This is a genomic window from Paenibacillus sp. N22P23 (genome assembly GCF_059383735.1).
This window is the reverse complement of record NZ_JBXENT010000005.1, coordinates 195,849-211,572: the sequence shown is the minus strand read 5'-3', so window position 1 is coordinate 211,572 and position 15,724 is coordinate 195,849. Positions and strand designations below refer to the sequence as shown.

Here is a 15,724-nt window from a genome sequence, read left to right as displayed (position 1 = left end):
GCCGGTCAGTACATTCATTCCATTTGGGTGTAAGCTTCACGGCATGATCGATCGAGGAAGCAAGAAAAGAATGGAATATCTAAAGGTGAACACAAAGTGCTCCCTGCATGGGGAGCACTTTGTTCGCGATTTTCCGGCAGGTTCATTCCAAGTGATCATTGCATGGTGGATACGTTTACAGAGAGAGGGATCACACATTGAAATCAGCACTGCTCGCCCGAACCAACGGCATGAAATTATCTACGATTCTTAGCATATTTGTCGTGTTCATCGTCATCATTCCAATTACGCTCAGCAGTATCTTTGTTCTGCGTATGTATAAAACCGATGTCATCAATCAGGCTACCGAGCGAACGCTTCAGTCTTCGCAAACCGTTGCGTATGCGACAAAACAGGAAATTAACAAAATGATCAGCATCTTCGCGGCGATCAGCATGGATCCGGATGTGCTGACGACCGCTTCGGATATTCATACGACCACCTCGGTGGATAGGCAAACGAATATCAGCCAGCTGCATAAAATTCTCAATAAGCATACGTCATCCGTCATGTCGGATGTTCTCTCTGTTAAATTTTACTTCAAGGAAAAGGGCACCTACACCTATCTAAGCAATATGGAAGGGAATGAAATGACGACTCGCAGGACGGATTGGTATCAGCTGGCGCTGAATAAGCCGGACAAAATTCATTTTCTTGGGGAGCAGCCCCTAGTGGTTCATAGCGAGAAGCTGCTTACCAGCATCATGACGGCTTCCTTCTCACCGAGCGCCTTTAATATATTGTCAGATGTGGAAGTGATCTATTTTGCATTTAGCGGAGGCGAATTCGAAAACATTCTGCTGCAGGATACGAATCGATTATCGAAAGTATTTCTGGTAGATGGTGACGGATCCGTTGTGACCTCGAATCAACAGCGGGCACAGCAAGGAGAATCAATAGGGCCGATCCTTCAGAAGCTTACCGGGAAATGGGGGCATTTTCTGAAGACGATCGATGGGAAGAAGATGCTGATTACGTATGCCAATGTCGGTGAAGCCGATTGGAAAATCGTGAATATAACGCCTTACAGCGAGCTAATCGTCAACTATGAGAAAGTGAACAAAATCATTCTGCTTGCCGCGATGATGATCATCGTGTCGCTGGGAGCCGTAGCCATTTATTTTGTACGTAATGTCACAAAGCCGATCCACCGACTCATGCGTCAGATGTCGCGTGTCATGGATGGTGATTTATCTACACATGTACATGCCTCCGGAAGTCTGGAGCTGCTGACCCTTGGCAATACGTTCAATCATATGATTGTGAAGATTCTACAGCTGATGAAGCAGCATGAAGAACAAGAACGAGCGAAACGAATGGCTGAATTCTCGGTGCTGCAATCGCAAATTAATCCGCATTTCTTAATCAATACGCTCAATGCGATTAAGCTGATGGCGCTGATTAGTAAAGCGGACAATATTCAAAACATGACGAACTCGCTCATGCGGTTGTTATCGTCCTCGTTTAACCGCGGCGGGCGGCTTGCGAGGGTCTCAGATGAAGTAGAGAACTTGAAGCATTACTTATCCATTATGGAGATTCGCTATGGGAACAAGTTTGAAACAGTGTGGGAGATTGAAGAATCTGTGCGGACCTTGTTTGTGCTAAAGCTGCTCCTGCAGCCGATCATTGAGAATAGTTTGATCCATGGATTAAACGGGCGGGATCACGGCGGCATCATCTACATCTCGGCGTGCTTGAAGAATGATGCTCTTCTGGTTTGCATCGAGGACAACGGAGTTGGGGTGACGGATCAAGCCTTGGAGAGTTATCGGAAACAAGCGGAAGAGCCTGTCAAAGATCGGAGCTACAGCGGAATGGGCATATTGAACGTTCATCAGCGCATTCAGCTTCATTATGGGAAAACGTACGGCCTTCATATTGAGGCGAGCGAACGAGGCGGTACACGCGTTAAGCTGCTCTTGCCCCTCATAAGCAGTTCTGATGATGAGGAAGTCATGTCGGCGTAGAATGGTTCAAAAAAGATCATGTTTACCTCAATAACAATCATTTGGATGCGGTTACATTGGCGTTATTATGAAGAAGGTTGAAGAACAGCAACCACAGATGGTCACTATAAACGGAGGGTTGAATCAATGCGTAACAAGAAGCTTTTTAATGTATTGCTGGTGGTCTGTATGTTTGCGGTAGCGATGTTGACAGGCTGCGGAAGCAGCAAAGAGAACAACACGAACACGAGTAACAATACCACGGCTGCTGCTGAGACAAACACAGAAGCAGACACAGCTGCGAATACGACGGAAGCAGACACAGCCAAGCCTGTTAAGCTGAAACTCGGCATGTGGGAAGCCAAAACAGATATCGAGTTCTGGACAGAGAAAGTGAAAGAATACACGAAGCTGAAACCAAACGTTTCCATTGAAGTTGAAACGATTCCGGATAACAGCGGTCAATATTTGAAAGTACGCCTTGCAGCAAATGACCTGCCTGATCTGATGTACTTGAAACCGGCTCACTTCCAAATTTATAAAGATTCCTTGCTTCCGCTTGATGAGCTGCCGGCTGCGAAAACAAATAAATTCCCAGGTGTTATCGACGGCAAAACGCTCGGCCTGCCGCTGGTATCCTTCTCGGAGTATGTTTACTATCACCCAAGCATCTTCGAAGAGCTGAATTTGCAAATTCCGCAAACCATGGATGAATTCATTGATGTGCTTGAAAAAATCAAAGCCAGCAATAAATATATCCCGCTTGCACTGGGCGGTAAAGATGACTGGACATTCTATCCGTTCTCTGAATTTGGTCCTCATATTCTTTCCAAGGATGAGCAATACCAAGCGAACTTGGCTACTAATGCAGAACCGTTCGGTAAGGGTTCTACGTTCGAGACAGTTGCTAATATGATCAAGAAAATCGCTGCGGATAAATTGGCAGGACCGGATGCGCTTGGCATTGGTTATGATCAAGCGACTCAATTGTTCCAAGCTAAGCAAGCAGCAATCGTAGCACTGGGACAATGGTATTATGCAGATCATCTGGCGAAGGTTGGCAACGACGATGACCTTGCCGCGTTCCCGATGCCTTGGAGAACTTCTGCAAGCGATCCGCTTCCGAACATGACGCTGGCTGATCAATACGTTTCCATTAACAAAAATTCCGCGAATGTGGAAGAAGCGAAAGCATTCATGGAATGGATGTTTAGCCCTGAAGTTTACCAACCGTATATCAACACGTTGAAAAACACATCTACTGTTGAAGGCGTAACTTCCGATCTTCCATTCTTTAATAAATCGAACGAGGTAGCTCCATTCGTTCCGTTTATCTACGATGCTACTAACGAGAGATATGCAAAAGTAAAAGCAGCTGCTCAATATGATGAGAAGAAAACGGCAGCAGACATCTTTGCGGGTAAAAACGTTGAAGATGTGGAGAAAACGCTGAATGGCAACTGGAAGAAAGCCGTAGAATCGATTAAGTAATAACGGAATAGCTGTGGAGGAGGGTGCTTTGGGTCAAACCATGTACCCTCTCTTATTCAGCAAAGCGGCAGGAAGAGTAGGATAGAGAGATTCGGTTACCTTGCAGGAGGGATGAAAATGAACTACCAGGCGCAGCAAAAATGGGTTATCATCGGCTTTTTATTCATCCCTGTTTCATTGCTGTTATTGTTTTTAGTGTATCCAACCATACAATTGTTTCACTATAGTATTACGAACTGGGATGGGTATAGCGCCTCTAAGAGCTACATTGGCTTGGATAATTACAAGCAGGTGCTTTTCTCGATGCCGGATGCATGGAAATCGATCAGTAATAATGGCATCTATTTTATTGTGCATACGTTATTTATTCCCTTGGAATTAATGGTAGCCGTTCTATTAAATCGGGCCATTCGCGGAAGCTCGTTATTCCGCTTCACTATACTCATGCCTTATGTCGTCAATGGCGTAGCGGTAGCTTATATGTTTAGTTATATTTACTATCCGATTAACGGACCGCTTAACAGCTTGTTGACTTCCGTTGGGCTGGAAAGCTGGATTCATGGCTGGTTGAGCGATTTGAAGCTGGTGAATTTCTCCCTTGTTGCCGTATCGTTGTGGCGTTTCTGCGGGGTGCACGTGATTTTGTTCCTGGCAGGTCTTCAATCGATTCCGCAGGATTTATATGAAGCGGCATCGATCGACGGGGCGAACTTCTGGCAGAAGCAGCGTTATATTACGCTCCCGGGTATTCGCCGAGTCGTAGAAATTATCCTATTCATGAATGTCACGGGAGCATTGCTGCAATTCGATATTCCATTTGTCATGACGGGCGGGGGACCCGGTGTTGCCAGCAGCACCTTTGGCTTATTCTCCTTATTCACGGCCTTCAAGTTTAATAATTTCGGTTTAGCCTCGGCTATGGCCGTAGTATTGCTGATCCTGATTATCGTGTTCTCCTCGATACAGAATTGGATCATCAAGGACAGGAGTGAGAACTGATATGTCCAGGTGGAGACGGAGCTTACCGGGAAATGTGATCTATTATACAATGTTTGCGCTCATCTTCGTCATTGTTTTCGTTCCGATTGCCCTCGTAGTACTCGGAGCCTTCAAGACGAGAACGGAACTGTTTCAAACGACACCGCTTGCTCTGCCCGGCAGCTTCTTGAACTTTAGTAATTTCAAGCTGGCCTACACACAAGGCGATATGCTGAGAGGGCTGTGGAACACAACCATCATTGCATTCATCACGCTCTGCGGTAACGCCATATTAGGCACGATGACTGCCTATATCTTGAATCGGTTTCAGTTTAAATTAAAGAAGGTTGTATACGGCCTGTTTCTGGTCGCCATGATTATTCCCGCTTATACGACCGAAATTGCTCGGTTTCAGATCATTCATTCCATGGGGATGTACGATGCATTGAGTGCTCCGATCATGATCTACATTGGAACGGACATCATGCAGATCTATATTTACATGCAATTTCTAGAGAAAATTTCAAACCAGCTTGATGAAAGCGCCATGCTGGATGGGGCAACGTACGTAAGGATTTTCCGCTCGATTATATTCCCGTTATTGCTGCCTGCAACTGCAACGCTGGCGATTCTGAAGAGCGTAACCGTCATGAACGATGTCTATATTCCATTCTTGTATATGCCTTCGAAAGAACTGGTTACGATGTCGACGGCACTGATGAAGTTTGTCGGTGCACGGGGTTCCGATTTATCCGCGCTTTGCGCCGGTATTGTGCTCGTGCTGATCCCAAGTGCAGCGGTATACATCGCGTTTCAACGTTTTATCTTTAAAGGTCTTATGGACGGCGCCGTGAAGGGTTAACAGTCTTTATCAGAGATGAGGGGGAAACGTTAAAGATGATCAATCTGATGATAGTGGATGATGAACCGTTAGTCAGACTCGTATTGCGTCATATGATCACCTCCCAACATTCAGATATTCATATTGTCGGAGAAGCATCGGACGGCCAAGAAGCGATTCATTTCGTAACGCAGCATCAAGATATTGATATCGTCTGTGTGGATATTCAGATGCCCAAGATGAACGGCTTGCAATTTCTTCAGCAGCTGGGTCAGCTTGAACTTGCGAAGCCGGTCTATCCGATCGTTCTAAGCGCATTTAACGATTACGATTACGTAAGGGAAGCGTTTATAAACGGAGCCAAGGATTATATGCTCAAAGCCAATATGGATGAAGCCTATCTTGCGCCGATTCTGTCTAAAGCCGTGAATGAAGTAATGAAGCATAAAGATGCGGCTCCGGTGCAAGCAGCCGTTGCTGAAGCGGATATGCCGGCGCTTCCTGACAAGAATCTGGAACCCTTGCTTATCTCTCTGTTAAACCATAAACCGTTAGAAGCCTCCGCTCGCAATGAAGCCTCTGCCGAGCTGAAGGCCGTACTTGGTGAAGTGAATCTCATCGCGGCTTCGGTTAAACTCTCACAGACCAGCCTCAATGAAAGCTCGGCGGGCTTTATTAAACAAACGATCCGGACGGTCATTGATTCGCAATCGATCCCGGCCGTAATTCTGGACCGACTGCCTAAGGAGTACACCTTGCTGATGGCGTTTCCCCATCATCGCAGCGAGACTTCTGCGCGTGAGAACATCCATGGTGTGCTGACGACTATAAGCGTACGTTTAAAGCAGTTTATCAATGCTTCTGTCGCCATCGGTGTCAGCGGCTGGGGCAGAAATTCATGCGAGTGGCTTGATTTGGCAGAGCAGTCCTCTAACGCTGCAGAGCTTAGCTATTATCGAGGGTTTGATAAAATTTTTTTTCCTGAGGCGGTACCGGTATCCAAGCATCTGCAGGAGAAGTCTGCCGGATCACAATCCTTCCTGGACCAATTGCGGCTTACCAGGGCTGACGTGGTAAAGAGTCTTAAGAAATCGGATGCCGTGCAATGGAGGATGCAATATACCCAGTTTCGTATGCTGCTCATGCAGGCTGACAGCATTAAACCCGATGTCATTAAATCGGAGTTTACCGAGATGGTCTGGGAAATTGGTGCAATCCTGTATCCATCCGGACTGCGTTGGCAGCAGCTCCAGGAGGGGTTTAGTAGTCCGCTGGACTTTATCGAGCAATTTGATACGATGAGAGGCATTTTGGATTGGATGGAAAGCACACTGGGTAATATTCATGGCTTGATTCACGAGCATGAATGCAAGCAGCATGAGAAATATTCACTCCCTGTCGCGAAAGCAAAAACGTTCTTAGACAAGCACTATTGCGAGGATATTACCCTCCCTTCAATCAGTCAGATGGTAGGCGTCAGCGGGAGCTATCTGAGTAAGCAGTTTTCCAAGGAAGTCGGCAGCAGCTTTATTCAATATTTGACGAGGCTAAGAATTGAAGAGGCGAAACGACTAATGGGAAGCGGCATGAAAGTGTCCGAGGTGTCGGATCGGGTCGGTTACATGAATCCGGAGCATTTCAGTCGTATTTTCAAAAAAATAACGGGTCACAGTCCGAAGACGCATCGCGAAGTTTCCTCAATCATATAAACAATTAATGAGCTCTAATTGTTTTTTTCCTTATTATGTTAAGGGAAACTAATAATTAGAGTTTTTTTATTCCTTTTACCTTTTGTAAGGGTACAAAATGTACCGATGCACATCACTTTCTGTCCGATTCTTTCGCTTGAGTGATAAATTTCAGCAATAATATGCGAAAATAAACGAAAAATAAATCATTTCTTTATCAAATATCATCATTTGAATGCGTTTTCATCATCTGTAAGATACATAGTATCGTAGGAAACCTATGGAAGAGGAGGATTGTAATCAAGGGGTTACGCATGCAGAGCAAGGAGTAGATAGCTGTTCACACGATCCTCAGTGGGCCGCAAGGCAGCTGACAACGGAGGTAATGAATTTGAGGTTATTGAAGAAGACGTTAAGTATGATTACAACGGCGACACTTGTTTTCTCATCCGGCATTATACCCATGCAAAGTTTTTCAAATGTACTGGGCAGTTCGGTTGTTCAAGCCGCGCAAATCGAACAAACTTATAATTCCAACTTAAATGATGCCGGCACCTGGCTGCAATCCCAAGCACCTGCAACAGCTGCGATTACGTCTGCAGCAGGTAAGCTTGCGATCAACGAGCCGACAAATGACGGTTCGTACAAAAATTTCATTATCGATTCTAATTCGCCTGCAGTTGCAGATGGAGATTATACGGCGACGCTGACTACGAAATCAGGTGCAGCAAACCGCTATGGTATCGTAGTTCGCTATATTGACGCGAACAACTGGGTCTATCTGGGGAATGAACCCGGCACAGGCTGGTTTATGAACTGGAAAAGCAACGGCACTGAAGACTGGTATGGTTACTTTGGGGCGGCCTACCCGATCGCGACAGGTTCGCCTGCAGTAGGTGTGCCTCTCAAATTGAATATCAAATATGCAGGCAAAGATTTTGTCGTCTCTATAAACGATACGCAGGTGTTGGACAGCAAAACTACGCCGGCCTTCGTGGCGAAGTCTTCTTCTATTCCTACTGCTGCAGGTAAAGAAGGGGTTATCTCCTTTAAATGGACGCATAACTTTGAGGTTTCTTCTTCCACGCTGAAATATATGGCGGAATCGGCACCGGGGCCGCAGTTGCTTACGTATGCGAATGATTTCGAAACCGGAACGGAAGCGAATCTTGCTGACAATGGAGCGGTGAAGACCGATACGGCTATCAGCGGTGCTGCTTCCTACTCCGGCATGAGCGGTAAGTTTCTGGCAGCCCAGCAAACCGGCAACAATGTCTTCTATTTCAGCGACATGCCTGATATTGCCAATGGTACCGTTGAGATGAAGTTCGGCATTGACGGTGGAGCAGCAGAGCAATTCTGTCCTGCTGTACGCGTGAAGGATGCCACTCATTATTCCTTAGTCTGCCGCGACCCTAACGGATGGATTTGGGACGGATTCAATGGTTCCGGAGAAGTGTGGGGCACATCCCTGAATAAAGCGGAAACACTTGTCCCCGGCAAAATCTACACCTTGAAAGAAACGTTTAATGGGGATACGTACGAGATTTATTTGGATGGCAGACTGATCTATTCTTCTACGACAGGCAATAAGCTGCCGACTGCAGCAGGTAAAATCGGTTTCCGTTCCTACTTCGGTGCGAAATCGCTCAATATCGATAGTGTGAAAGTAACGGATACCAACAATACCGTGGTCTATGATCGCAACTTTGACAATGAAACGGCGCCTGTTACCAATATCGGTACGGTGACGACGAACTCTACCTATTCCTTGAAGACACCTCTGCCCGGCTTTACCGGAAGAGTGGCTAAGGTAGTAACAACGAATGGGGCAAGTCAAGTTGTAGACAGCAAATCACCTATGATTAGCAACGGCACATACAGTGCGAAGCTTCAGCTTGGCAGCACGTATACGAACGCCGGACTGCTGTTCCGTTATCAAGATGAAAGCAACTGGAGTGCAGTAAGAACCGACAGTGCAGGGAACTGGAAGCTGGTCGGCATGAATGACGGCACGAATGTAAGCTTTGATTTAACAAGCACGCCGCAGCCTCTTGGCACGACGCCTCATCAAGTGCAAATTGATTATCATGGTGATCAATACGCGCTTAGCGTAGATGGAACTGAGCTTTATGCCGGTACGCATCCCGAATTGTTCAGCTCTTATGGCCGTGTAGGAATATCGTCGAATGCCTTGGCTCTAACTACATTATTGGATGATATGAAAGTCGATTATGATCAGACCGATGTATATACACCGCCTAAACCTACCAAATACATCAGAGATTATACGGATGGCGTAACAGGAACTTGGAAAAACAATGCAGATGGATCTGCCTATTCGCCGGCACCGTCCATTACGAATAATAAGCTCGTGTTTAATAACTTTTTCGGCGAAATTTATGATTATGATTCTCTTGAAATGCAAGATGGCACTTATACTGTGAAATTCACAACGAGCTCCGGCACCGGTCGGGTTGGCTTCTATTTCCGTTATACGTCGCCTAACCAGCCGTACGCGATGATTTACTATGGCGGCGGCAAAGAGTGGGGATGGCAAACGGATTCGGGACATTATGGCGTGCTCACGACAAACGGCCCGACCCTGCTTGCTGACACGGAATATACGGTAAAAATCAAGTATATCGGACAAAGCGTCAAAGTGTTTGTCAACGATGTACTCGCTGTAAGCGGATCAGCTGATTTCCCTGTAGTGGAAGGCAAAGTGGGTCTCAGAAGCTGGTTCGATGCGAAGAAAATTACGGTCAGCAAACTGTCGCAAGAGAAATATATGCCGCCGGTGCCTCCAACGCCGGGTGCACTGACTCCGATTACAATCGCATCGAGCAAATTAAGCGTTGAGCTCGACAATCGCTTCCCGGCTGTTCGCAGCTACACATGGGTTGGCGGTGAAGTAACAGACACACTCCAAGGTCAAAGCGACTTCCTGTATAAAGTGAAAATTAACGGTAACGAGAGCTTCGCGACTGTGGTTAGCGCAACGAAAACAGCCGGCGATACGGTAGTTTATAAGCTCAATGTACCTGTAATCGATGATAATACAGAAGCAGTTCTTGGAAATGTAAACATGGACGTTACATTCAAGGCTACAGATGGCTCTGTTCTTATGAATACGCATATTAATTCTGAGCCGGCAGGTTATAAAGTAGTCACGCTGGAGTTCCCGGATCAGAAATTGGTGACCGTCTCCAGCGCCAATCCGAATGCGCAAGGCGCATCCGTATGGATTACCGGGGAATGGAATCAATTCTATGAAGAGTATTACACGAATGATGCGGCATTCGGTGAGAAGCTTGCCGATCAAGAAGTAGACAGCAAGAGCAGAACCTATGGTTTCGTCAGCGATGGCAAGCTCGCTGCGACAATCATCAATAATGTTATTAACCAACCGGCGAAAGTAAATATGAATATCGCTGCCGAGAATGGCACTTCGAACAAGCGGCTCTCGATGTGGAACGGGCAGTGGAATGTAAGAGGCGACGTCATTGATGACGCGAAATTCCCTCCTAACTATGATCTGTCGTCCGAGATCATCATCACACCGGACAGAAACAGCGATAGTACAGCGGATTGGAAAGACGCAGCGATCGAGTACAGAGACAAATGGTCTCAGAACCTCCATCCAGGAGCAGACGAGATCAACAATTATGTATCCTATATCGCGATGAACTTTAACAGCTTAACGCAGGCTCCGTTCTTAAGAACGTTGGATAATGCGAAGAAGCTTTACAATCTCTACGATGGCTTTGGTCAGTTAATCCTTGAAAAGGGCTATCAGGCTGAAGGACATGATGACAGCCATCCGGACGTTGCGGGACACTTCGGTATCCGCCCGGGCGGACTCAAGGATTTCAACACGCTTGTCGATGAAGGGTTGAAATATAACGTCAAAGTCGGCGTTCATACCAACATTGATGCTCAAGACCCGGATGGGTATTATGCGAATAATGAGGATTGGACGAGTACCGGTTCAAACTATGATTGGGTCGACCCGACTTATGGGACGGATCGAGTAAAGGATCTTTCAAGCGGGGAGCTGGAAAGAAGATATGCACAGCTTAAACAAGAGGTTCCAAATCTAGCGATGATTTACGATGACATATACAGCGGTGCCGGCTGGCATGCGGATGAATTCGCGAACATTATTCAGAATAAGCTGGGCTTCTGGTTCGCAACCGAGTTCTCCGGACCAATGGAACAGAACGTCATCTGGACGCACTGGGGAACGGACCCTTATTACCCTAGTAAAACAGACGGCAGTATGATCGTTCGTTTCATGAAGAACCAATATCAAGATACGTTCCAAGCGCCAAGTCCGGCAACGAGCGTACTCCTGAGAGGGATGCTGCAAGCGGGTGTCGGTTCATGGCAGGGCAGAACAGATATGCAGAACGGTATTGATCTGTTCTACAACAACAATCTACTGACGAAATACATGCAGCACTTCCCGATTATGAACCTTACCTATGACAGCACAGGTATGGATCAAAGTGTCATATTCAGCAATGGCGTAACGGCTACTTTGGATGAGTATCATGCAAGCCCATCCAATGCGAATCTGATTCTCGGTACGGCGTCTCTCAAGAAAGACGGCAAGAAAATTGCGGTTTATGATGTCGTGCTGAACAAAGCAGCGGGCGACACGGGAATCGGACAATTGGATGTTCAGAATCAGAAATCCCAATTGTTCCTGCCGTGGGATCCGCAAAACGAATCGAAAATTTACTATTGGAATCCTAAAGGCGGTTCAACGACTTGGGATATGCCAAACAGCTGGAACGGCTTATCCTCGGTTGAAATGTACAAGCTGACGGATACCGGACGCGTCTGGGAGCGTACGCTTTCTGTCGTGGACGGTAAAGTGACGATCGACAATACAACGGTTGGCGTTCCTTATGTAATATATAAGTCCAAAGCGGATGAGCAAGGTTCCGCCATTCAGAAAGCTGCCGAGTGGGGCGTTGGCGGACCGGTCAAAGATCCGGGCTTCGACAGTGGCACCTTCACTTCCTGGCAGAAGTCTTCAACCACTAACGGGACTGCAAGTCATGTAACCGCCCAGCATGATTACAACATGAACAATTATGTGAGAATAAGCGGTGCGGACGATGCTGCAATATCACAATCTGTAACAGGTTTGACGCCTGGTAAAACCTATACAGCTTCTGTATGGGTGGACATCAATAACGGTTCAGGCGGCAACAGAGACGATCAAACTGCAAGCGCCTCTAACAGAAACGTGTCCTTACAAGTTTCCAATTACGGAGGTCCGGTAGTATCGAATTCCATCGATGCTTCAAAGGTTCAAAACTTGGAGGAGCCTAGTAAATTTAAAGGCACGTACTTCCAACGATTAGAGGTTGATTTCACGGCTGATCAATCCGGCCAAGCGACGATTACGTTGAAAGCAGATGCAGCAACTGCGGCTACTTCCAATGTATGGTTCGATGACGTGAGACTGTGGGAGAATCCGGGGAAAACGGATTTTGGCTCACACTACTTCTATGAGGATTTCGAGAATGTGTCGGAAGGACTTGGACCATTTGCATTTCGGGCGAACAGCGGTAATCAGACTCATCTTGCGGAGAAAGCAAGCGATGAGCTGAAAGCGGCGGATCCGAATGTGAAGCAGCCGATGACGTATGTTATTGACGGCTTGTTCTCCTTGAAGTCGAATGAACAAGATCTCATTAACCGCACAACTTCAGTGCAAGAGATTGCGGCTACATTGCCATCTACGCTGAAGCTCAAGGCAAATACGACTTATAAAGTCGGACTGAAATACGAAGCGAACAAAGCCGGTTTGTATCAAATTTCGGCGAAGTCGCGCTCTGGCGGGCCGAAACAAAGTGTACTGCTGTCTGAAGCGACAGGAACAGGGAAGAGCAATATCCCGGGCTTCACGCTCCCTATTATTAAATCAACCGGTACAGCCAATGCTGAGCTGACATTTAATACGGGCGATTACAGCGATTACTACATTGCATTTGAAGTTGTCAGAGCACCTGGTGCTCCAACGTTGTCGGCAATTGATGTAGTCGTCGTTCTGGATGATTTCTTCGTGGATGATCTGGATGCTGTTACGGCTAATAACGCACCGGTTATCGGTACGATTGCCCCGATCTCCGTACAGGCAGGAGAGACCGTAAGCTTTACTGTTCCGGCTACAGACGAGGATGGGGACGAACTTGCGTTCAGTGCGTCGAATTTACCGGCAGGTGCAGCAATTGATGCCGAGACCGGCGAATTCGAATGGGCGAACGCAACAGCAGGCGATTACGTTGTGACTGTACAAGCAACAGATGGCACAGCTACCGTTACTCGTGATGTTGCCATTCACGTGGAAGCAGTTGTAACGCCGCCGGTGAATCACGCGCCGGTCATTACAATCACGGAAGCGGTAACGAGCGTGCTTACAGGCGAAGCGGTAAGCTTCACGGCGACAGCAACCGATGAGGATGAAGCCGATCAAGTTGTTCTTAGTGTTGTGGGTGCATTACCGGAGCTTGCGACGTTTAATGCGGAGACGGGCGTCTTCCAATGGACGAATGCTCCGAAAGGTGACTATGTTGTTACGCTGCAAGCAACGGACGGCACGGCTACCGTTACTCGTGATGTTGCCATTCACGTGGAAGCAGTTGTAACGCCGCCAGTGAATCACGCGCCGGTCATTACAATCACGAAAGCGGTAACGAGCGTGCTTACAGGCGAAGCGGTAAGCTTCACGGCGACTGCAACCGATGAGGATGAAGCCGATCAAGTTGTTCTTAGTGTTGTGGGTGCATTACCGGAGCTTGCGACGTTTAATACGGAGACAGGCGTCTTCCAATGGACGAATGCTCCGAAAGGTGACTTTGTTGTTACGCTTGAAGCAACGGATGGCAAAGCTACCGTTACTCGTGATGTTGCCATTCACGTAAGGGATGAAATCGTACCACCGGTGAATCATGCGCCGGTCATTGCGAACATCACAGCGATTCATGTGAACGCAGGAGAAGCGGTAAGCTTCACGGTGACAGCAACAGATGAGGACGAAGATGTACTGACGTACAGTGCGGCTGGCTTGCCAGAGGGTAGTTCCATGGATGCAAGCACAGGCGCATTTGTGTGGAGCAGTGCCGCAGCAGGCAATTACGTCATCACGGTAACGGCTACAGACGGCGAATTGTCGAGCAGTACGGAAGTTGCGATTCATTGTAATGCTGCACCTGTATTTGGTTCGCTTGCGGCGACTGTGCAGGTGAAGAAGAATCATGATGTTCGGTTTACGGTAACCGCAACAGATGCGGATGCAGGAGATACCGTAACGTTGGGTGCCGAGAATTTACCGGCTGATGCTGCATTTGATGCCGCAACAGGCGAATTCAATTGGTCTAACGTGAAAGACGGTGCCATTGTCACCTTCACAGCGGCAGATGGTGAAGTCACGGTTCGCAGAACGGTTGCGATTGAAGTAACAAATGAAAATGTTGACCCAACACCACCGACACCGCCTACACCGACTCCTCCAACAACAGTCGTAACGGAGGGACATGTAGAGCTGAAAGCAACACCGGATGCATCCGGTCAAGCAGCGGTGAAGGTAACGGGAGCAGAACTGCTTCAAGCGGGCGAAGGGAAAACCAAATCCGTCACGGTAACGGTCGATGCTGCTAATCCGATCAACGGCATTGTGTTCCAGCTGCCAGCGCAGCAAGTGAATCAATTGGCAGACGATAAGAAATCCCTTGTGCTGGATGCAGGTCTGGCAACGGTATCGTTCGATGCAGGCATGTGGGACACGATCATCGGCGATAACAGCAAAGAAGTACAGCTATCTATCACACAGGTAGATGTCACTACACTGGACGAGCAGTCCAGAGCACAAATTGGCAATCGTACCGTATACGACTTCACGTTGACTGTAGACGGGACTAAAGTAAGTCAGTTCAAGAAGAAGGACATAACGGTTGAGCTGCCATACAAGCTGAAGGCAGGAGAGAATCCGAACCAAGTCGTTGTGTACTACGTGAACGACGAAGGCAAGCTGGAAGTGGTGAAGAACGCGAAGTACGACAAGAAGACGCAAACCGTCACGTTCGCGCCGGAGCATTTCAGCTATTATGCAGCAGGCTCAGCAGCTATCCAATTCGGAGATATTGAAACGGCAGCGTGGGCGAAGGACAGCATTGAAGCACTCTCTGCACGCGGAGTTGTGCAAGGTGTTGAGGATAATCGCTTCGCACCGCAAGGACAAGTGACGCGGGCAGCCTTCATTACGATGCTGATCCAAGCACTGGATCTGCAAAAAACGGCGACAGGCGCAGAAACACGGTTCAGCGATGTGAAGAGCGGCCAGTGGTACTCGGATGCCATTGCAGCGGCGAAGCAGCTGGGCATCGTAACAGGTAAGCAAGACGGAAGCTTCGGAGTGAATGACAGCATTACACGCCAAGAAATGGCGGTTATTCTCTACCGTGCGCTTCAACTGAAGAAACCGGAAGCAGGAGCGGCATCGTTCACAGATCAAGGCGCAATCTCGGCTTATGCGCAAGAAGCTGTGCTTGCCGTGCAAGAGGCAGGCTTGATGAACGGACTTGGCAACGGCAGCTTCGCCCCTAAAGGCGAGACAACCAGAGCTCAAGCGGCTGTAACGATATACCGCGTAATGAATTCCTTGTAAGGAAGAAGAGAACCGCCAATTCGTGAATGGACGTATTGGCGGTTTTTTTAATACA

The 15,724-nt window shown here is 47.6% G+C and carries 6 protein-coding genes; all 6 read left to right on the top strand.

From position 1 onward, the window contains the following. Window positions 1-197 precede the first annotated feature (197 nt). Window positions 198-2,009, top strand: a complete 1,812-nt coding sequence (locus tag AC506A_RS21160) for a cache domain-containing sensor histidine kinase (protein ID WP_495462995.1) — start codon at window positions 198-200, stop codon at window positions 2,007-2,009. 126 nt (window positions 2,010-2,135) lie between these two features. After that, a complete protein-coding gene (locus AC506A_RS21155) occupies window positions 2,136-3,479 on the top strand; it encodes an ABC transporter substrate-binding protein (protein ID WP_495462994.1) in 1,344 nt (447 codons plus the stop codon). A 117-nt stretch (window positions 3,480-3,596) separates the two neighbouring features. After that, window positions 3,597-4,478 (top strand): carbohydrate ABC transporter permease, encoded by an 882-nt coding sequence (locus AC506A_RS21150; protein WP_495462993.1) that lies wholly within the window; start codon window positions 3,597-3,599, stop codon window positions 4,476-4,478. Between the two features lies 1 nt (window position 4,479). Further along, window positions 4,480-5,319, top strand: a complete 840-nt coding sequence (locus tag AC506A_RS21145; RefSeq protein ID WP_495462992.1) for a carbohydrate ABC transporter permease — start codon at window positions 4,480-4,482, stop codon at window positions 5,317-5,319. Between the two features lie 35 nt (window positions 5,320-5,354). After that, complete coding sequence (locus AC506A_RS21140) at window positions 5,355-7,007, top strand: response regulator transcription factor (protein WP_495462991.1); 1,653 nt, start codon at window positions 5,355-5,357, stop codon at window positions 7,005-7,007. Between the two features lie 370 nt (window positions 7,008-7,377). Beyond that, a complete protein-coding gene (locus AC506A_RS21135; RefSeq protein WP_495462990.1) occupies window positions 7,378-15,669 on the top strand; it encodes an endo-alpha-N-acetylgalactosaminidase family protein in 8,292 nt (2,763 codons plus the stop codon). Window positions 15,670-15,724 lie beyond the last annotated feature (55 nt).